Annotated in this window: 25 protein-coding genes and 1 riboswitch; of the genes, 14 read left to right on the top strand and 11 right to left on the bottom strand. The window is 36.7% G+C overall.

The genetic code is table 11. The features are described from left to right. Positions 1-17 precede the first annotated feature (17 nt). Positions 18-1124 carry a glycine cleavage system aminomethyltransferase GcvT gene (gcvT, locus tag AC3ANV_RS07715; RefSeq protein ID WP_488313045.1) on the bottom strand — a complete coding sequence of 369 codons (1107 nt, stop codon included), beginning with the start codon at positions 1122-1124 and terminating at the stop codon, positions 18-20. Positions 1125-1280: 156 nt separating this feature from the next. Then, a riboswitch (glycine riboswitch) is annotated at positions 1281-1368 on the bottom strand. Positions 1369-1525: 157 nt separating this feature from the next. Between gcvT and AC3ANV_RS07710 the strand changes: the two genes are divergently transcribed. The 12 genes from AC3ANV_RS07710 to AC3ANV_RS07655 all read left to right on the top strand — a co-directional run bounded on the left by AC3ANV_RS07710 (position 1526) and on the right by AC3ANV_RS07655 (position 9811). Continuing rightward, a complete protein-coding gene (locus AC3ANV_RS07710) occupies positions 1526-3214 on the top strand; it encodes a DEAD/DEAH box helicase (protein ID WP_488313044.1) in 1689 nt (562 codons plus the stop codon). Continuing rightward, complete coding sequence (locus tag AC3ANV_RS07705) at positions 3192-3983, top strand: YqhG family protein (RefSeq protein WP_488313043.1); 792 nt, start codon at positions 3192-3194, stop codon at positions 3981-3983. Before AC3ANV_RS07710 ends, AC3ANV_RS07705 begins: the two co-directional genes overlap by 23 nt. Positions 3984-4143: 160 nt before the next feature. After that, complete coding sequence (gene comGA / locus AC3ANV_RS07700) at positions 4144-5232, top strand: competence type IV pilus ATPase ComGA (protein WP_488313042.1); 1089 nt, start codon at positions 4144-4146, stop codon at positions 5230-5232. Beyond that, complete coding sequence (gene comGB, locus AC3ANV_RS07695) at positions 5216-6250, top strand: competence type IV pilus assembly protein ComGB (RefSeq protein WP_488313041.1); 1035 nt, start codon at positions 5216-5218, stop codon at positions 6248-6250. The genes comGA and comGB overlap by 17 nt, the downstream gene beginning before the upstream one ends. An 18-nt stretch (positions 6251-6268) precedes the next feature. Further along, complete coding sequence (gene comGC / locus AC3ANV_RS07690) at positions 6269-6592, top strand: competence type IV pilus major pilin ComGC (protein ID WP_488313040.1); 324 nt, start codon at positions 6269-6271, stop codon at positions 6590-6592. After that, positions 6592-7032, top strand: a complete 441-nt coding sequence (gene comGD, locus AC3ANV_RS07685; RefSeq protein WP_488313039.1) for a competence type IV pilus minor pilin ComGD — start codon at positions 6592-6594, stop codon at positions 7030-7032. The genes comGC and comGD overlap by 1 nt, the downstream gene beginning before the upstream one ends. Further along, on the top strand, positions 7016-7354 hold the full coding sequence (locus AC3ANV_RS07680) for a hypothetical protein (RefSeq protein WP_488313038.1): 339 nt from the start codon (positions 7016-7018) through the stop codon (positions 7352-7354). The genes comGD and AC3ANV_RS07680 overlap by 17 nt, the downstream gene beginning before the upstream one ends. Then, entirely contained in the window at positions 7302-7778 is a 477-nt protein-coding gene (gene comGF / locus AC3ANV_RS07675) for a competence type IV pilus minor pilin ComGF (RefSeq protein ID WP_488313037.1), read from the top strand. The genes AC3ANV_RS07680 and comGF overlap by 53 nt, the downstream gene beginning before the upstream one ends. After that, entirely contained in the window at positions 7775-8155 is a 381-nt protein-coding gene (gene comGG / locus AC3ANV_RS07670; protein WP_488313036.1) for a competence type IV pilus minor pilin ComGG, read from the top strand. The genes comGF and comGG overlap by 4 nt, the downstream gene beginning before the upstream one ends. Before the next feature lie 85 nt (positions 8156-8240). Then, positions 8241-8426 (top strand): YqzE family protein, encoded by a 186-nt coding sequence (locus tag AC3ANV_RS07665; protein ID WP_488313035.1) that lies wholly within the window; start codon positions 8241-8243, stop codon positions 8424-8426. A 348-nt stretch (positions 8427-8774) separates the two neighbouring features. Continuing rightward, entirely contained in the window at positions 8775-9470 is a 696-nt protein-coding gene (locus AC3ANV_RS07660; protein WP_488313034.1) for a helix-turn-helix transcriptional regulator, read from the top strand. Between the two features lie 83 nt (positions 9471-9553). Next, positions 9554-9811, top strand: coding sequence for a DUF2626 domain-containing protein (locus tag AC3ANV_RS07655; RefSeq protein ID WP_488313033.1), 258 nt, complete (start codon positions 9554-9556; stop codon positions 9809-9811). A 57-nt stretch (positions 9812-9868) separates the two neighbouring features. On the opposite strand, the gene AC3ANV_RS07650 is transcribed toward AC3ANV_RS07655, so the two are convergent. Beyond that, positions 9869-10960 carry a class I SAM-dependent methyltransferase gene (locus AC3ANV_RS07650; protein ID WP_488313032.1) on the bottom strand — a complete coding sequence of 364 codons (1092 nt, stop codon included), beginning with the start codon at positions 10958-10960 and terminating at the stop codon, positions 9869-9871. 153 nt (positions 10961-11113) lie between these two features. Beyond that, positions 11114-11749, bottom strand: a complete 636-nt coding sequence (locus tag AC3ANV_RS07645) for an MBL fold metallo-hydrolase (protein WP_488313031.1) — start codon at positions 11747-11749, stop codon at positions 11114-11116. A 213-nt stretch (positions 11750-11962) separates the two neighbouring features. Between AC3ANV_RS07645 and AC3ANV_RS07640 the strand changes: the two genes are divergently transcribed. After that, a complete protein-coding gene (locus AC3ANV_RS07640; RefSeq protein ID WP_488313030.1) occupies positions 11963-12139 on the top strand; it encodes a DUF2759 domain-containing protein in 177 nt (58 codons plus the stop codon). Between the two features lie 43 nt (positions 12140-12182). Here AC3ANV_RS07640 and AC3ANV_RS07635 read toward each other — a convergent pair whose 3' ends face one another. The 5 genes from AC3ANV_RS07635 to AC3ANV_RS07615 all read right to left on the bottom strand — a co-directional run bounded on the left by AC3ANV_RS07635 (position 12183) and on the right by AC3ANV_RS07615 (position 16324). Further along, positions 12183-12500: an MTH1187 family thiamine-binding protein gene (locus AC3ANV_RS07635; RefSeq protein WP_488313029.1), complete on the bottom strand. Its 318-nt coding sequence runs from the start codon at positions 12498-12500 to the stop codon at positions 12183-12185. 77 nt (positions 12501-12577) lie between these two features. Continuing rightward, positions 12578-13735, bottom strand: a complete 1158-nt coding sequence (locus AC3ANV_RS07630; protein ID WP_488313028.1) for a YqgU-like beta propeller domain-containing protein — start codon at positions 13733-13735, stop codon at positions 12578-12580. Between the two features lie 97 nt (positions 13736-13832). After that, positions 13833-15020 carry a M14 family metallopeptidase gene (locus tag AC3ANV_RS07625; RefSeq protein ID WP_488313027.1) on the bottom strand — a complete coding sequence of 396 codons (1188 nt, stop codon included), beginning with the start codon at positions 15018-15020 and terminating at the stop codon, positions 13833-13835. Positions 15021-15128: 108 nt separating this feature from the next. Beyond that, entirely contained in the window at positions 15129-16103 is a 975-nt protein-coding gene (locus tag AC3ANV_RS07620) for an ROK family glucokinase (RefSeq protein ID WP_488313026.1), read from the bottom strand. Positions 16104-16108: 5 nt separating this feature from the next. Continuing rightward, on the bottom strand, positions 16109-16324 hold the full coding sequence (locus tag AC3ANV_RS07615) for a YqgQ family protein (protein WP_488313025.1): 216 nt from the start codon (positions 16322-16324) through the stop codon (positions 16109-16111). A gap of 190 nt (positions 16325-16514) precedes the next feature. Between AC3ANV_RS07615 and AC3ANV_RS07610 the strand changes: the two genes are divergently transcribed. Beyond that, positions 16515-17393 (top strand): hypothetical protein, encoded by an 879-nt coding sequence (locus AC3ANV_RS07610; RefSeq protein WP_488313024.1) that lies wholly within the window; start codon positions 16515-16517, stop codon positions 17391-17393. Here the strand turns inward: AC3ANV_RS07610 and AC3ANV_RS07605 are convergent. The 3 genes from AC3ANV_RS07605 to AC3ANV_RS07595 form a co-directional block, all read right to left on the bottom strand. After that, complete coding sequence (locus AC3ANV_RS07605; protein ID WP_488313023.1) at positions 17377-18918, bottom strand: rhomboid family intramembrane serine protease; 1542 nt, start codon at positions 18916-18918, stop codon at positions 17377-17379. The two genes, AC3ANV_RS07610 and AC3ANV_RS07605, sit on opposite strands and share 17 nt — an antisense overlap. 182 nt (positions 18919-19100) lie before the next feature. Continuing rightward, on the bottom strand, positions 19101-19301 hold the full coding sequence (locus tag AC3ANV_RS07600; protein WP_488313022.1) for a hypothetical protein: 201 nt from the start codon (positions 19299-19301) through the stop codon (positions 19101-19103). Between the two features lie 54 nt (positions 19302-19355). Beyond that, positions 19356-20306 (bottom strand): L-lactate dehydrogenase, encoded by a 951-nt coding sequence (locus AC3ANV_RS07595; protein ID WP_488313021.1) that lies wholly within the window; start codon positions 20304-20306, stop codon positions 19356-19358. Positions 20307-20364 lie beyond the last annotated feature (58 nt).

Raw genomic sequence — 20364 nt, 5'->3', positions numbered from 1 at the left:
AATCTAGCTCCCTTCTGTTATTTCTTATCTCTTTTGTAAAAAGGTGTTGGAACTACTTTAGCTTTTAATCGTTTGCCGCGAATTTCAACTTCTACTTCCGTATCAAGCCCCGTGAACTCTGATGTAATCAAGGCAAGACCAATATTTTTCTTTAAGGTAAGCGATTGAGTACCGGTGGTTACTTCCCCTATTTGTTCTTCCCCTTTATAAACGGGATATCCGTGGCGAGGAATTCCCCGGTCAATCATTTCGATCCCAACTATTTTTCTTGGTGTTCCGTTCATTTTTTGAGTCAGTAATACTTCTTTTCCAATAAAATCTGATTCTTTATTTAATTTCACTGCAAAACCGATACCTGCCTCAAGCGGGGAGATTTCAGGTGATAATTCTTGACCGTATAGGGCTAAATTCGCTTCAAAGCGAAGAGTGTCCCTTGCCCCTAATCCGCAAGGTAAAACCCCTTCCGTTTCACCTGCTTTTAAAATAGCCCGCCAAAGTTCAACCGCATCATTAGAATTGCAATAAATTTCAAAGCCATCCTCACCGGTATAACCTGTTCTTGAAACAAGTGCTGTTTTGTCCGCTAATTTGATTGCTTGTTGGAATTTGAAAAAGCCGATTTCACTTAAATCGGAACCCTCCACAAGCTTTTGCAGTACTTTTTCAGCCAGTGGTCCTTGAATAGCTAACTGTGCCGTTTTTTCAGATAAGTTTTCAATCCTTACATCACCGGCTAAATGGGATTCGAGCCATTTGTAATCTTTTTCAATATTCGAAGCGTTAATAACAAGCAGATAATGATTGTCTTCGAGTTTGTAAACGAGCAAATCATCTACTGTACCGCCGTTTTCATAGCACATCGCAGTGTACTGTGCTCCGCCATTTTTTAATTTGGAAACATCATTTGTCATCATCTTTTGCAAGTAATTTAAGCTGTCGGTCCCCTTTACTTCCACCTCACCCATGTGGGATACATCAAACAAACCAGCCTTAGTGCGGACAGCTTCATGTTCTTCTTTAATGCTTGAGAATTGGACAGGAAGTTCCCAACCTCCAAAATCAATTGTCTTTCCTCCGAATTCCTTATAAACATTAAATAGTGAAGTACGTTTTAATTCCGGCATGAATAATTCCCCTTTTTCAGCTATTTTTTAAAAATAAAAAAGGACAGAAACCTCCCTAAGAAATGTAGAAGGTCTCTGTCCTTGCACCTGAAAGTTTACCGAAAACGGCTTTCCCCTTTGGTGGCTACACACTATAGGTAGCACTCTCCAGAGCTGCGTCAAACAAGAGTTCTTTTGCCTGAGAGATTCACAATTCTGCTTGCTCCTTCGGCGCTACAAAGGTAGTCTCTCCCCTTGTTGTCATTCGCATTTATAAAATTTTCCAATAAGGTAATACTAAATTATACCACTAAAATAAATTACTTTTTTACAATATTTAAAACTTTCAAAGCTATTATCATCCTACCATTAAAACGATATTTTGAGCAATATATTTTATGCACAAAAAGGAGCTGAAAACCATGTCGGTTCAAATTGAATTTGATTCCTCTTGGCAGGAAGATTTTTTACATCGAATTGACCAAGATGGTCCTTGGGGAAATTGGGAGCTTTTTAAACTAGCAATCGGGGTGGAAAAACATCTTGTGATCCCTGAATTTGAAGGCTTGCAGGCGCCAAGTCATCTACCGCATTTAACCCCTCTTCCCCACCAGCTCGAAACAGCAAAGCAAGTAATTGAAAACATGAACGGTAAAGCCATTCTTGCGGATGAAGTAGGGCTTGGAAAAACAATTGAAGCAGGATTAATTTTAAAAGAATACATGATTCGCGGACTTGTAAAAAAAGTATTAATACTTGTTCCGGCATCCTTGGTTACTCAATGGGCAATAGAACTTAATAGTAAATTTTTCATTCCGGCCATTACCCAAAGAAAAAGCTATGTATGGGACCAATGCGATGTAGTTGTTTCATCTATCGACACAGCGAAACGAAATCCGCATCGGGATATTATTTATAATCAAAACTATGACCTCATAATCATTGATGAGGCACATAAGCTGAAAAATAATAAAACGAAAAACTATGAATTTGTTCAAAACTTGAAAAAGAAATTTTGTTTATTGTTAACTGCAACCCCTATTCAAAACCGAATCGAGGAAATTTTCAACCTTGTCTCGCTTTTAAAACCGGGTCATTTGGGAAGTGAAACGGCCTTTTTTGAAAAATATAAACGTGATTCCCGGTCATTAAATGACGATGAGCATCTTAAGGAATTAGTGAACAAGGTAATGATTCGTAATCGGAGAGCCGACACAGGAATTGAATGGACAAAACGGCATGTCGAAACGATTCCGATTGAATTTACAGCGCAAGAAAAAGAATTATATGAAGCTGTTACCGAACTGAGAAGCGAAGGAGATTGGGTCCAGTCCAGTGCCTTTTCTGTCATGACATTACAAAGAGAAGCATGCAGCAGCAGGGAAGCTGTTTTTTATACACTTAAAAACATGTTACAGAAAAAGGAAAATCCCTCCCGTCCATTCGAAGAGCAAATTCAATTTTTAATTTCAAAGGTGGAAGCTGTTCAGCAAAATTCAAAAGCAGAAAAAGCCCTTGAATTGATCCAAAAAGTCAATGATAAGGTCATTATTTTTACAGAATATCGCGCAACCCAGCTGTATCTCCAATGGTTTTTAAAACAACACGGTATCTCCTCTGTCCCATTTCGCGGAGGTTTTAAACGCGGAAAAAAAGATTGGATGAGGGAGCTCTTTCAAAAACATGCTCAGGTGTTAATTGCAACTGAAGCAGGCGGAGAAGGGATTAACCTCCAATTTTGTAATCACATTATTAATTTTGACTTGCCATGGAATCCAATGAGGCTTGAACAGCGAATCGGAAGGATTCACCGTCTCGGCCAGGAAAAAGATGTAATGATCTATAATTTTGCAATAAAAAACACCGTCGAAGAACATATATTAAAGCTTTTATATGAAAAAATTGAATTATTTGAGCATGTCATCGGTGAACTTGATGACATCTTAACCAAATTAGAATTTGGTAATATCGAGGATCACTTAATAGATATCTTCGGGCAATCCTGTACCGAGGGTGAAATGAGAATAAAAATGGACAACTTAACATCGATGATTGAATTTGCAAAGGACATAAAGGAAGGAGATTCACATGCAGCAGCAGGAAATTCATAATTTTCTTATCCGCTATTTTCAAGCCAACGAATGTGAAATAGTTGAAAATGGAAGCGGGTTTTTGACCGTACAATTAACCATTGAGCTTGATAAAGAGCTAATGAACCGCCCTTTTTACTGGCACTATTTAGAGAAAACAGGCGGTATCCCTAACCCAATGAGGCTGACTTTCATTACAAACCGGGATATGGCCCCTGAAAATATAAAGGGTGAAACCATTTACTTTGGTTCCCCAAGGCTGCATCAGATTTTTGAATCAACGAAAAATTTAGCAGGGTTTATCCGTTTATACGAAAATCACCGACATTTTAATTTTCAAACGCCCATGCTGCCATGGCTCTGTATGAATGTAAAAATATCCTATCAATGTGACCGTAAGCGGGATATTTTTAAATCCATCGGCTTACAGCTTATAAATGGACAAATGGTCGAAAATTTTCATGATCGGTTACTACAGATTCCTTTAACACCGAAAATCCCTGATTATTCTTTTACCTTATCGCCATTGGTGAAGCCGAAAAGTGGAATGTCGAGAATCGAAAATTATCTTAAATCCGTAATCGCAGCCGATGACCATACGTGGGCAGAGGAAGCAAGAAAGCGATGGGATCAGGATTTACAGCTCTTGGATCATTTTTATGAGGAAGTAGAAGAACAAAATGAAAGCTATGAAACAGAAAAAAAGGCACTCCAAGAGCAGTATGAGCCAAAAATTCATATTTCTTTTATTAATGGCGGGTTGTTTTATTTGACGGATAAGGCGATATAACCTAGTTAACCCCCAAAAAACATCCTTAATTTCCGGTTTACTTTAACTTTTCCTCCGGAAATTAAGGATGTTTTTGGTGCTGAAAAAAGTTTATTTTTTTTAAAAATATAGCAGGAAAACATAGAACATTGTCGAATTACATTCAAGACAAAATAAAAAGGTGGTGTTACTCATTGTTAGTTCAATTGAAATTTTAGCAAACAGGATCATCACAGATGCCACGAGAAACCAGGCAACAGATATTCACATTGTTCCGAGAAAGAAAGATACGCTTGTACAAATTCGCTTAACCAACAAATTAATTCCTCGATTAACCCTTCCAAAAGATGAATGCGACCGATTGATTTCACATTTTAAATTCACTGCCAATATGGATATCGGGGAAAGAAGACGCCCTCAGAACGGAGCCATTGTTTGTGAAGTAGACGGACAATTGATGGGACTTAGACTTTCAACACTTCCTTCGAACAACAGAGAGAGCCTTGTTATTCGGCTTTTACCCCAACAAGAACAGATCCCTTTTCATCAGCTTTCCTTATTCCCTTCTATGACAAGAAAACTCCTTGCACTTCTTAAACACGCTCATGGCTTAATTATTTTCACAGGTCCAACCGGAAGCGGAAAAACGACTACACTTTACTCCTTATTAAATGAGACTGCGCACCTTTTTCATCGCAATGTCATTACTCTCGAAGATCCCATCGAAAAAAACTATGATTCGGTCTTACAGGTACAAGTAAATGAAAAAGCAGGTGTAACGTATGCAGCAGGTCTAAAAGCCATTCTCCGCCATGACCCTGACATTATTATGGTTGGAGAAATCAGAGATGCTGAGACAGCGAAGATTGCTGTTCGTGCGGCGCTTACGGGGCATTTGGTGCTTTCTACGATGCATACAAGGGATGCAAAGGGCGCAGTTTATCGACTCCATGAATTTGGAGTAAATTGGCTTGAAGTGGAACAAACACTAATTGCGGTAACAGCGCAACGTTTAGTAGAACTAACATGCCCTTTTTGCAAAGATGATTGTTCACCTTATTGTTATTCATATGGACGATGGAAAAGGGCCAGTGTGTTTGAACTCTTATCAGGGAGAAACTTGAGTGCAGCCATGAAAGCGGCAAAGGGTGTAAATGTTGAATCACGCTACAGGACAATAAAAGAGGTTATTAAAAAGGGAATAGCGCTCGGATATATTAAAGAGTCTGAATACGAACGCCTGGTGTATGATCATGAAACGACGACATAAATGGTCTGTGAATGAACAAGCGACTTTTTTGAAGAGAACAGGTGAATTACTGGCAAGGGGATATCCGATTGCTGAAGCGATCGAATCCATATCCCTTCATTTGCCTTCCAATCGAAAGGAGGAGTTATATGAGTGTTTAATTGAATTAAGAAAAGGATTGCCGTTTCATGAGACTTTAGAAAATCTTGGTTTCCACAAAGACTTAATCGGTTATGTCTATTTTGCAGAACAGCATGGCAGTTTTGCGGAAGCACTGTTAGAAGGGAGTGGATTAGCTCTAATAAAGGATAAAGATGTTCGAAAACTTTTAAAATTACTGCAATATCCGCTGGTACTCATTTTTATTACGGGCTTTTTATTTATTTTCGTTGAAAATACATTGTTGCCAAGGTTTACAATTCTTTTTAAATCAATGGGCCTGGAAGCAAATTTTTTCACAAAAGTCATTTATATTTTTGGGCAATATTTCCCTTTGGCAATTGGTTTTCTCTTTATCATTCTTTTATTCATCGCAATCTACTACTTTCTAGTTTTTCGAAAGCTTTCAATTCTGAAGCAACGGTCCCATCTTGTTCGTATTCCAATTGCAGGAAGGATCCTCAAATTGTTATTTACCCACTATTTTTCCGTTCAACTGAGTTTCCTGTTATCCGGAGGTATTTCGGTTTCTGAGTCCTTACTTCTCTTTGAAAAAAATCTTAAGCAGCCATTTTATAGCCAGCTTGGAAAGGAAATAAAACTAAAACTCGTTTCCGGGGAAAAACTTGAGACTATTTTATCCACTTTCTCTTTTTTTGAAAAAGAATTTTCCGTCATTGTCAAACACGGTCAAGAAAATGGAAAACTTGAACAGGAATTACTTTTTTTCAGTCAACATTGTGTTGTCAATATGGAGGAAAAAATTGAAAAGAGTTCCAAATTTATTCAGCCTATTCTGTACCTTTTTATCGCATTCCTCGTTGTCTCGATGTATTTGGCAATATTATTACCTATGTTCCATCTAATGGATGGAATTTAAAAAATGGAGGTTAAAAAAATGAAAAATGAAAAAGGTTTTACACTTATTGAAATGATGATTGTCATGCTGATTATTTCCGTCCTATTAATCATTACGATTCCAAATATTACAAAACACAGTGCTAATATTAACGATAAAGGCTGTCAGGCGTTCGTAAAAATGGTCCAGGCACAAGAGCAATCGTTTGAGATGGAAAAGAAACGAGTTCCTACAAGTGTAGATGAACTTGTAACGGAAGGTTATTTAAGGGAGGATGCTAAAGGATGTCCAAATGGTAAAACAGAAATAACAATCGATTCCGATGGAACTGTAACAGCTGTAGCAAAAACAACTGCTCCATAATGAAAAACATGCAGGAGGGATTTACATTAATTGAATCGTTGCTCGTACTTTCTGTCTTTATTATAATTTCCTCGATAACAGCCTTCACCCTTAAACCGCAATACTCAACGATCGACGATGAAGCTTTCTTATCCCAGCTTCAAACGGACTTACTTTATGCACAGCAATACGCTATCTCCCACCAACATGAAGTCACCGTTATTTTTATGTCCGATCAAAATAAGTACAATATTTATATGCGCTCTGATCTTCCCAATATAATCGAGAGAAATTATTCAACCAATATGACTGTCTATGGTGGTTCCCTTCCTTTATTTTTTAAATTCCTCCCGGACGGAAATGTGAACAAATTTGGTTCATTTTATATCAAATCCAGTAAAAAGAATTATCGGTTTACCGTATTGATTGGAAAGGGACGGTTTTATGTTATCGAAGAATAAAGGATTCTTTTTGCTCGAACTCCTTTTGTCATTGTCTGCTTGGTTTTTAATGGGACTGTTTCTAATGCCGTTGTTAATGGATATGACCAATCAATTCAGGCAATTAGAAGTGGATAATTATAGCAGCCAACTTTTGTATGAGGAGCTTCAAGCAAAATTAATCGATGGACAATCTTTCACAAGTTACTCCAAATTTCTTAATGGAATAGAATTCAAAATCTATTGGAGAGATTCTTCAGTCCTTGGACAAAAGGAGGCGTGCGTAAAAGTTGAAAAAAATTCGTCCTATTCGAAAACAGAATTATGCGCAATGCCGGAATGAACAAGGTTTTACGCTCATTGAAGCTCTTTTTTCTTTCTCGGTCTTTACGATAATCGTTTTTTTTATAACCCCTACTCTTCAAATTATGTTAAACAATAAAAATTCACAGCCGAGAATACAAGGAATGGAGTGGGAGGTTTTTTGCAGCCAAATAAAAAAAGAAATTCGGATGAGTACTCGTGCTGAAGTTGTGTCAGGCCGATTGGTATTAACAGAAGCCCCGGATACCGTTCTTTATGAAAAATACGGAAATAACCTGCGCAGGCGTGTGAATTATACAGGTAATGAAACCTTACTGCAAAATGTTTCAGAATTTACTTTTACGATTTTGAACAATGCTGTAAAAGTTACGGTTAAGGACCTCTGGGGGAAAGAATACTCAGTCGTTATCTATTCCTTAATCAATTGGAATCCAGCGTCATGAGAAAAAACGAAAAAGGATTTACCTATCCGCTTACATTATGTATATTAATACTTTTTCTATTATTTTTCTCCTTTCAAGTTGACCGGTTACTAACGGAAAAGAAAATGGCTCATGAAAAAGCGATCATTTTACAACAGGATTATTATTATCTAACTACAGTAAAAAAGATTGAATCTATGTACCAATCTACAGGTATTCAAATCAGGGGAACCTATAAGTATGCTTATGGGGCCATGGATTATCAGGCAGAGACTCCCATTGGAACCTCACAAAAAATTAATTTCACCCTGCGCCTAAATACAGGTGAAACGGTGATTGGACGGGGCTATTTTGATACTAAGCTTAAAAGGATGATTAAATGGGTGGAAATGAACTAATGATGCGTTTTTCACAGAATTAAAGCTGATTGGAATTTTTATTTTTGGACATACTTGAAGATGAAACAAAAAGGCAGGTGTGTCCATGAAAACAAATGATTATGTAAAATACATGACCCAAACTCTCGTTAAATATGCCGATCAGCCAAAGGATGAACGGAAAAGACACCGTATAGAACGAAAGCAAGCAAAAGCAGCTTTTTGGTATCGTTGGTTCGGGATTCTCCCCTATGTCGTCTATACTGAAATTAAGAATAGGAAAAAGGGATAAAGAAGCAGATAACTCAGCCTGCTTCTTTTTTCTTTCCTTTATTTAATATTTACAAGATCAAAAACAAAAAGCATCCAATTAACCTATTCAAAAGAAAAAAATTAAAACTTACCCATTGACATTTTAAATATTAACTTTTACACGGTAGATATATATCACCTGAAAATTAGTAATTGACATACAACGTGTATATGATTTGTTTATAATTTGTATAATCATTTTCCACTACCAAGATGGTAATTGTGAACATTTTCTAAACATATAGTGTTAACATTGTTAACCTCATTCCCATGCAATTAGGGCTGTATTATAATTGGAATAAATTATGGGGAGCCGAGGTGAGCCAATATGGAACAAACATTAAAGATAACAAACGTTTTGTCAGATCCAACACGGTACTACATTTATCAATACATTACGAAACGCCATCAGGAAGTAACCGTCCAAGAGGTTGCCGACAATTTTAATATTCATCCAAATGTAGCGAGACTTCATTTATCAAAGCTTGAAGATGTTAATATGTTAGCATCGGAAACAAAAAAAACCGGTAAAGGCGGTAGACCGAGCAGATTATATCGTTTATCCGATGATGTCATTCAACTGCATTTTCCGTTCCGCGACTATATGCTTTTATCAAAGGTTGCCATTCAAACAATGATGTCACTGGGAGAAGCGGGCAGGAAAGCGTTATTTCAAACAGGTAAGCGTTTTGGTTCTGAAATTATTGAACAGGAAATGGCAAAAAGATCGCTTAGTGGTGCATTAGAATTTGACCAAAAGCTAAACATATTAAAAACTGCTGCAACCTTAGCCGGTTTTTATCCGGAATTTGAAACGAATGGTGAAAAGACAAAAATCTATTTCCAAATCTTTAATTGTCCATTTAAAGAAGTAGCAGTGGATCACGAATCAGTTTGCAGCATGCATCAAGAGTTTTTAAAAGGCATGTTTGAAGCTCTTTTTGATTCTGTAGAACTAATTGAGAAAGAAAACATCATTTCCGGATGCGATACTTGTTCCTATCAAGCACTGGTTACAAACTAATCTGAAACCATTATTTACATTACTATTACTTTTACCTTATAATATTGTAATGATGGTATCATGTGGTAAAAGGAGGGATACATATGGATCGTATGTTTAGAGTTTTGGGTTTCTGGACGGGTATTTTTACTGTAATGTTTTATCTTGGTCATTTGGATAAAACAGCATTGCTTTTCTTAGCTCAAACTGGATTCTTTGTTCTGCTTAGCTATCTTAAACTGTCCGAGCGTATGTATATGTACATTTTCGCAGCGTATTTAACCATTTTTTTCGCAGGCTTCACTTATTGGACAACTTTTATGATGCCTCTTGGAACTATGGGACCTGTTGGACCATTGTGACAATAAGAAGCAAATTTTGTACGTTAAAACGCCAGAGTGTCTCTGGCGTTTTTTCTTTTAGTATTCAAACAAATCATTGTTTGTCATCTTAAATCCTTTTTGTTGAATAACAACATGAAAATATGAACTGATTCCGGATGGCATAATCAAACTTCGGATGGCACGGTTCCGTTTGCTAACCTCTGAAAACGGATTCGGGTCATAATGGTTTTCCAGTTCCTGAAGAATACCCGTTTTTAATAAAAACTCATCCTGCCTTAGTTTCGTCAGCCCTTTTAAATCAACTTGTTCGCCCTTTTGAATGAGATAATCAAAATGAATATGCGATGTAATGTCTATTTCCCCTGGATTCTTCAGGACATCCTCAATCATCTTGTGTTGATAATATCCTCTAAGGCTTCCCCTTGCTCTTGCAGGCTCCATCCATTCTTCAATTGTATAACCATAATCAGCTGTAACCACAAGTCCTTTGGCTAAGACATGTGATATATCTTGCAGCATCTTCTCCATCAATAACGGAATTTCTACCCGCTGTTTTTCATTTAATTCAATTTTACATTCCCGTAAAAACCTAAGAATTTCCGGATTTACTAAGGGAACCTTTTCCTCAAACAATACGTCATTTTCCATTCCGATCATAATTTCAAACAAATGTCCGTTTTCTTTTTCAATAACATTTACCGGTAAGGCATCGAAAAGTTCATTTGAAAAAATCATTCCTTCAAAAGAACTGATTTCCTCAAGACTTTCTACCTGAACAATAGGATAATCAGGCTTTAATAATTCTGTTTGTAATTTCCGATGAAACGGACTGGTTTCCACGATAACATATTGTAATGGAGTATTAATGGAATCATGCCATTCCTCTAAAAAAGCCTTTGCAAAGCGCCCATTGCCCGCTCCTATTTCGCAGAATACGGGAGCGAGTCCCTTTTTTGCACAAATCCTTGAAAACCATTTCGCAATCATTCTGCCGTAGACATCCGAAATATTACTAGTGGTGATAAAATCACCAAGCCGTCCAATTTTCTGATTATTATTCATATAAAAGCCTAATTCAGGATGATAAAGTGCTGTTGCTATGTATTCTGCATATGTAAGTAACTTGGTCGGTGAGTTCGAAATTAAACCCTTTAAATAAGTAAGCATATTGGCTCCTTTCTATTTAACACTATTGACACAGTAAAAACTTTATTATATTGTAAAGTTAGTAGCTTAACTATATCCCCTCCCAATTATAATGAATAGAACATCCCCCAGAAAAAACCTTCTCTAGATGAGAAGGTTTTTTCTTTTATTTCATTAAAATCCATTTAGGAATGGATTGCTATCCATCTCTTCGCCAATGGTGGTAATTGGTCCATGGCCTGATAATACTTCCGTTTCTTCCGGTAAAAATAAAAGCTTCTCATGTATGCTTTTTAACAGCTGTGATTGGTTTCCACCCGGAAGATCGGTTCGACCAATACTGTTTTTAAATAACGCATCACCGGAAACAACAAACCCGTCCTTTTCAAAATAATATGAAACACTTCCAGGAGAATGACCCGGTGTTTCATAGACAAAAAACTCAAAATCACCGAGTTTCATTACTTCTTCCTTTTTCAAAATAAATTCGGCAGGTCTTGCTTGAATATTATTCTGTATCGTAAAAAATTTGGAGCCATTTAACTTAGGATCCACTAACCAATTTTCTTCCTCTTCATGAATATAAACAGGAATTTTATATTTATCCCTAACTTCATCAACTGCTCCAATATGGTCAAAATGAGCATGAGTTAAAAAGATCGCAACAGGCTTTAGATTTCTCTTCGTCAACCAGTTGATTAGCTTTTTTCCTTCACTTCCGGGGTCAAAAATTAAACAGGTTTGATCCGTGTTTTCGATTATGTAACAATTTGTTTGAAGAACTCCTAAGGGAATTTGAGACCATTTCATTTTTATTCCTCCATTTGAACATTGCATAGGCTTATTTTACACTATATTACGAATAGAGAAAATCTGCTATTACATTGAAGTAACTTTTTCACCTCGACAAATGATTTAAAAAAATATAAAATAAGAGACGAATGTACATAATATTCCTACATAACTTTCTTTGAAATGTTAGGCAAATTGCCTGCGTATTATCTAATAAAGGGGGCTTTATTTATGGGATTAGTTATTATTTTTACTCTAATAACCCTACTTGCTGCTTATGGAGCATTTAAGCAACTAAAAAGCAAAAATTTCTTGGGTGCATTTTGGGGAGCTGCTTCATTCTTCGTTTTTGGCTGGTTTACTGTAATGACCGTTTTATATCATGGAATTCCTACCGGAACACACTAAGAATCACAAAAGACTGCCCTAGGGCAGTCTTTTTGTCTGCAATTCAACTTTCATGTAACAGGCTCTTTACCCTGTCTACTTTGTAATCCATGCTTCTTTTAACATCTCTGCGGTCGTCAATTCGTATCGTTGTAGCGACCCGCTGAATTCCTTCTGAGAATGGTACCTCATGCATCGCTTGGATGACTTCAAATAAAACGGGTAGGTCCCCTTCAATAATCGTATTCATTGGCGTTAATTGAAAATGAATTTTCCCATCTGCTTCATATCGTTGTAAAACCTTATGAACACTTGCAACATACTTGCTAACACTGGGTGTTTCGGTACCAAGCGGGATGACCGTAACATCAACAATTGCCATTTAATCCACCTTCTATTCAAAATTTTGCATGACAAAAAGATTTTAACATACTTAATGGAAAAGAAAAAAAGAATGACTCATTTTGGAGCATTCTTTATTACCTCGTAGATTTTTTTTGCTTTTAAATCAATGATTTTTTCAAAGCTGTTTCCATATAAACTGGCTTCACCGGAAGGAGAAAAATTGATAGGTTCATTTTTCAGCCCGGCTAAAATTAATTTGCTGCTTCCCTTCTTTAAATCATAAGAAACTAGCTGAAAGCCTTCCGTATAGGAATCAACCTCCGTATTTTTCAACGGGCGAAAGGAAATAAATTCTTGCTTTTTGTCATTATAGTCATTAAAGGGAACTAACCAATCTGAGTACTTTGTTAGTTGAGGTACCGTAAACGTGGTGATAGGTCTTTTTTCTTTATCATAAAAAGAATAAATTGCCTTTGATTGATCCTGCTGGTTAGCAGTAATCGTCAAGAGCAAATGACGAAATGCAGCAAATTGAAAGACAGCAGGAGAGATTGTTTTTTCCTTATTATCACCTAATTTCTTCATCATAAGCGGGGCAAATAAGGATGGCTTATTATTGTCCCAATTAATATAGGCAATTGTCTCCTTGTCGATCCACTTATTAAAAGGTTGCGGTAAAGTAATATCTGTTGCTTTTGGGCTGCCTTTAAGGTCTACTAACAGCATTTTATAGGTCCAATCCTCATTAAACTTAGAGACAAGGATTTCAGAATCGTTATAAGGATTCCATTCAAAGGCCAGCTCATAAGCTGCCATTGATTGCTTCCATATCTCGGATCCCTTAGTATCAATGATGGTCACTAATCCTTCATTTGAAGTAGAAGATGACTGAATCAAAATATACTTTTTAGAAGGACTGACTTGCACAGTTACAATTGGATACTCACTTTTATAGACTAATTCGCTTTTCCCGGATAAAAGATTATATCTGTAGACATTTGAAGTTTGTTTGTGTTTAGTAATATAAAGGACTTGGTTCTCGGAAATCCACCCACTGATCTTATAAAATTCACCTTCCGGAATGGAAATCGGCAATTTCCAATTTTCACCTTCTGATGAAGTAAGTGGGGCCTTTCTCTTTTCATTCTTTGTAGAAGATATAGGCTTCGAATGCAATTGATTCGAGCAAGCACCTAAAAAGAAAACCAAAACAGAAAATAATATTATAACACAAAGAAATTTCGGTACTTTTTCTTCTTCCGAGACAACCATTACTGCCCTCCTCCTAATTAATCTTATATATTAGAACGTTTTTTATAATTAAATGTTACAATTATTTCAAAATTATAAATCAAATAGGATGATATTATTAAATGGACAAGGCAGCAATAAAAATCCCTTCCACTCTTTTAAGAATTTCGGGAAATTGCGAAAGTGGTAAAGGATTAATTCCCCTGCCAAGCTCTAACGTAAAACCCGGACGCTTAAACTCTTGAATATACCAATCCTTATAACCCGCATGACTGTTAACGTACCGAACAGACTGATAGCCGCTTATACGTTCAAACTCATTTGCTAAATACTCTGATTCAGGTGGTTCATGCCCCTCATAGCCCCAATAAAACTCCTCTCCTTGGGTATGAAAGGCCAAAATACAATCAAATAAATTCCTCTTTGCCAAATCTGCCATAGCAATGGCTTCCGGTTCCGTTAAAGGCGCACTCCCGGGATAGTCCCTCGGAGCCGGTGACATTGGCCGCTTTTTCCGGCTGGCAATCTCCCAGTTGGCCGGGTATTGTTTATTCAAATCTACTCCTCTAATATTTGCTTTCCAATGAATAAACTTATCGCTGCCTTCATTGATTTTCAAAACCTCTTCCTTAATGTTTAATGAAGGTCCATTTAGCACAAGATCCACTCCATCAGGATTTACCATCGGAACAATCGATAACTCAACATTTTCAAATAGATTAATGCTATTCAAACCTCTCATTAGGCTTCCATTCGTTAGTGAAAGTAAATATTTATTCAAGAGAACCATTAATACCATTGTTGTAATCCATTCGTTCGCATGGAAAGAAGCATTCATATGTACCTTTTTCGTGCCATTTCCAATACGAATTTCTTGAATCGGGCTACCTAATACACTTTTTCCAATTTTTGAAACGGTAATAAAAGGATAAATCTTATTTAGGTCATTAATTATTTCACTAAGTTTTTTAAAATCCCAAGGAGAAAATGTGCTTATGATTGGATGAATGACTCTATTTGGCAAATGGATTATTTCTCCGGATGTTAATTGATTGGGGATTAGCTCCTGGTTTAGCAACATTAAAGCATCGGAAGCTAATCCTTTCGATGCCGCGATTTTAAAAATTGTATCTCCATTCTTAATTGTATATGGAATCGATTGATAGCCAGGAATGGCTACTTTTTCTGAAATTTTTATATTAGATGGATTTACATCAGGGTTTGAAGCGATTATGAGATTCAGTGGTATCATAAATAAACTACTGTAATACCATAACGAGTCTCCGGAACGTGCAAGAACCTCCATTTTCTCATTCCTCCCGTCATAAAAATTTTATGACATAACTGAAAAAAAGATGATTTTGTCAAATAAAAAAACCTGCTTCATTTGCAGGTTTTATACAGAAATACACTACTATTTATTTAACTTATTTTTAATGAGCCATGCGGCACCAATAACACCGGCATCATTTCCTAAAGTCGCAAGAGCCAGCTTGGTCGATTCCCTTACAGAAGTAAAGGCAAATTTCGCAAAATTTTCCTTTACAGAATCTAATAAAATCGGCCCTGCCTTTGAAACACCACCGCCAAGAACTATTTTTTCAGGATTAAGTGTGTTTGCAATGTTAGCTAAAGCGAAACCTAAGTGAAAGGAAACCTCATCCAATACTTTAATTGCCAAACTATCACCATCACGGGCAGAATCGAACACATCCTTAGCAGAAATCGTTCCATTTTCATTAAGCTTCCGGGCTAATGCTCCTGCTTTTTCACCTTTTTTTAGCTCAACCATAGCTAAACGGACAATCCCTGTTGCAGAAGAAACCGTTTCAAGGCAGCCGGTTTTACCACAATTGCAAGCTGCTCCTCCATCGGGAATGGACGTAATATGACCAATTTCTCCGGCTGCACCGTTAACACCTTGTACAATATTCCCATTTGCAATAACCCCGCCGCCTACACCTGTACCTAGTGTTACACAAACAAGATCCTTTGCCCCATTTCCGGCCCCTTTCCACATCTCACCCAATGCTGCACAATTAGCATCGTTTTCAATAGCAGCAGGAAGGGAGGTTGCTGCTTCCAGACTTGCCTTTAATGGAAAGTTATCCTTCCATCCTAAGTTGACAACATTTAATATCACACCGGTTTCGTAATTAACAGGACCGGGTGCACCCATACCTATTCCGATTAAATTATCTTTCGAGAAGGAAAGGGCCTCCAGTTTTTCATTAATCGCGTTTGCAATGTTTTTCGTAATATTTTGCCCTTCATTGGAATTATCGGTTGGTATTTCCCAATTATAGATAATTTCCCCACCCATATTAATAAAAGCTAATTTTGTGGTTGTCCCACCAAGGTCTACGCCAACAATCAACTGCTCTCCCACATGAATCACCTATCTTTTCTTGGACTTTTTTCTTTTTGAAGTTGAATTTCTTGCCTTAGGATTAAAAGTGCGGTTTGGTATTCTCTTGGTTCAATAAGCTGTGATTGATACAGCTCATTAATTTCTGATTCCATTAATTCCAAGTCTGCAACTCTATCTCCAATATAAATGATCGTGCCAAATTTTTTTAAATATTGTTGAATTTCAAAAATCGTTTTCATTACGATCCCCTTAAAAAAATTATCGAAAAAAACAAATAACTATATAAGAAAAAGTATAACTCATGGCCAAAATCTCCTCAAGAAAATCTTACAACTAGTCTACTTTTTTGGCATTTCTTGCAGGGAAACCCCATATAAAAAATAGTAGGTTAAACACATCGTTTTTTTAGGCATGGAAGGATGAGTGTTAATGAAGAGAATATATATTATTCTTAGTTTATTCCTATTAATTTTTACATCCGCAGTATTATACGAACATAAAAATCCAAACATTCAAGAAAGCATTACATACTTTCCTATCGATCCAAAGGTTACATACAAAATAACAAATACATCCTTAATACTAATAGACCAAAAAACAGCTGAACCTTATACTTTGCTTTGGACAATAAAATCAACTCTTGATCGTATCGCTTATTTAAGACAGGATGCAGGATTATTGTTTTCTAATGGCAGGTTAGTTGGGGAGCTTAGAGATTGGAAACAAAACACAGCTAATTTAAAACAAGAAAAACAAGTTGTTAACGTGCAGAGTGCCGTATTCGAGGCAATCACCTTTCATTATGCCGAGTTACATGAAAAAGGAGATCAAATATTTAGTTCACAGTCGATGTCAAAAGATTATTTATATGTAATTCCCTCTGGTCCAAGCAAGCATAGTTCCTTTCGAAGCCCTCTGTCTAATGAAGAAAGTAAATGGAAACAACGTTTAGATGAAAATAAAAGAATGCTTCTCCAGTTCAGTTGGAATAAAGGAATCCGACATTTTTCGATCCCATTAAATAATTATCAGGCATTTCCTTTGAATCTTTTTAACGAGAAGGCAAAGAATGCCCTACCAGGTTTTACAAGTGCTGAAACCGCCAGGATAATCGGTAATTTATGGGAGGGATTATATAAAAATTATTTCCTCGGAATAAAAAAAGCGGATGGCTCGATTATAAGTCCAATCGGCAGCACCATCCCTTTAATCTTATTGGCAAATGATAAAACTCATTTATTGGTGTTGACAGAAGCAGCAAATGGTGAATCTATTCTCCTTCGCCAGAGGATTAAAGATTTTGATTAATTCTACTCACTAAATCCGAGTATCTTTTTTCCTTCGGCTTTAATTCAGCTGCCTTTTCAGCGTTTATTTTGGCATTAGCGATATCCTTTTCATTAAGATAAATAATTGCTAGATTATAATAGGCTTCATCAAAATTAGGGTCAAGTTGGATAGCCTTTTGTAAATGCGTTTTAGCATCGGGAAACAAACCTTTTTTTATTTCAGCAAAGGATAGAAGAAAATACACCTTCTCTGAGGGGTGGTTTGCTTTCTTTAAATAGTTATTTAAAACATTGTAGGCCTGTTCATAATTACTTTGTTTAATATAGTCTTCAGCCAGCAATAAGTTTGAGCTTTCATCCTGTGACCCTACTGTGCTGCTAAAGCCATAAAATAAAGAGCCCCACAAAATCGAAACAGATAAGACGAAAAATAACAATTGAAGTAATGGCTTTTTCTGCTTTGGAAAGTGGACCATTCCAGCCGCGAGAAAGCCACCTGCCAGACCGCCTAAATGACCTGCATTATCGATACCTGTAGCCGAAAAGTCAAATACAAGATTTACTATTAAGATGACTATTAAATTAATCCCTATAGTACGAAAGAAAAGTTTCGGATAGATAACACCAAAATAAAGCAAAGCCCCTAAGCAACCAAAAATTGCACCGCTTGCTCCCGCAGATATGTTTGGACTAAATAAAAAACTGGCAATAACTCCTATAATTCCTGCAAACAAATAAATAAACGGAAAACGTACATTACCGTAAATTCTTTCAACTGCCTCTCCCAGAAAGTACAATGCCAAAGTATTCGTAGCTAAATGCAAAAAACCGATATGGAGAAAAATAGGGGTAATAAACCGCCACCATTCGCCATTGTAGATTAAGGGATTAAATTTTGCCCCATATTTAATTAAAGTGAAATTATTGGTGCTTCCCCCATGCATCTCAAGCCAGAAAAAAACTGCTACTTGAATAATCATGAAAAGATAAGTGAAAAATGGTTTCCCATTTGCAAGAACCGCCCTTTCCGATCTTGCTTTTATCATGGCGTGCTCTAAAGCTTCTTTTTTTATTGACTCGACATCCTGAACCTTTGGTTCGTTTTCTATTGGAAAGAATACCTCTCTCTCTAATCGATTTGACAGGCTTTCAAAACCGTTTTCATATATACCCTTTGCTAATAAAAAGGAGCTAACACTCGTTTTATTTCCTTCCGGAAAAATATATGGCTTTTCAAGGCGATATTCGTATTCGTCAACAGGTGGAAATTCACTAATGTAAACATTCACAACATTTATTTCCCTACGGCCAATTTGTCTGCGAATTCTTTCCCCATTTGCAGCCGTTAGCTCGATATCTCTTTGCATTGAATTGCTCCAATCGATATCATGAAGCAGCAATCTTACAATTGGTGCCTTCTTATTCTCCAACTTTTCCAACCATAATTCTTTTTGATTCTCAAATAATTGAACAATCCGATAACCATGGTCAGAAATAAAAAAATAAGCCAACCTCCAAAAAACGAATTCCTCTCTACTATTCAAGTTCCCCCCACACTTTCTATAAAAAATACTATTTCTCCGTATATTATTACGGTAATTGGTTTACACAGTTTAACCTTAATTCTTCATTATAAACGATTTCATAACGTTACTTTTATTTAACGACTTAGCGCTTTTATTTTACGTAAATAACTTTTGGACAAAGTAAAAACCATCTGCGGTTTTCACCACTCAGATGGTCCTCCAAATACTGACTGCATCATCTTTCTTTTTACACCCGGCATGCTCATTATTGAACCAACAGCAATACGGCGCATCCAACCGGATCCAAGCAAAACATTGATGATCCGGTATCGGTAACGAAAAGCAAAATAGCCAATTGAACCAATCATAAAAATGGATGTTAACATGCGTGACATCATCATCCCTCCTATCCATAGTCTGCTATGAATAGGTAATAATTATCCCAATTCCACAAATTATTTATTAAACACTGACTCCATCGTTTTCTTTAATACTTGAACAGAGTGGGTGAATTTTTCTTTTTCTTCTTCATTTAATTCAAACTCTACCACTTCTCTTATTCCAGTACGGTTCACCACTGCCGGGACTCCAATGAAAATATCCTTTTGCCCATATTCACCCGCTAGATAGGCAGAAACGGTTAGAACAGAGTTTTCATTACGCAAAATAGCTTTTGTTAATCTGACCAGCCCCATCGCAATACCATAATACGTAGCACCTTTCCGTTCAATTATATGGTAGGCTGCATCACGGACATTTAGGAAAATCTGATCAAGGTCTTCTTGGTTAAAACCATTTTTGTTCTTCGTCCACTCAGAAATGGATGTACCAGCTATATCCGCATGGCTCCATACAGGAAGCTCAGTGTCACCATGTTCTCCAATAATATAAGCATGTACATTACGGGTATCGACATCAAAATAATCCCCAAGTAAAAAGCGAAAGCGAGCAGTATCTAAAATTGTGCCTGAACCAATTACACGCTCTTTTGGCAGACCGGAAAATTTCCATACTGCATAGGTTAAGATATCTACCGGATTTGTTGCAACCAGGAAAATCCCATCAAATCCACTAGACATAATCTCATCTACGATTCCTTTAAAAATTTTCGTGTTCTTCTCTACCAGGTCAAGTCGTGTTTCCCCAGGCTTTTGGTTTGCCCCTGCAGTAATAACAACTAGGTCTGCTTGATCACAATCCGCATAGCTGCCAAACCAAATTTTCGTCCGGGATGGTGCAAATGGAAGTCCATGATTTAAATCCATTGCGTCCCCTTCTGATTTTTCTTTATTGATATCAATTAAAACCAGCTCTTCTGTAATCCCTTGATTCAATAGGGCAAAAGCATAGCTAGAACCAACAAAGCCTGTTCCGATTAGAGCAACTCGATTAACCCGGTTTAACATATCGTTTTCCTCCTTGTGGGATTAGCTGATATTTAATATTTTCACTATATGTTACTTC

This window comes from Neobacillus sp. DFD-2R, assembly GCF_057747865.1.
This window is presented reverse-complemented; position numbering and strand designations above follow the sequence as displayed.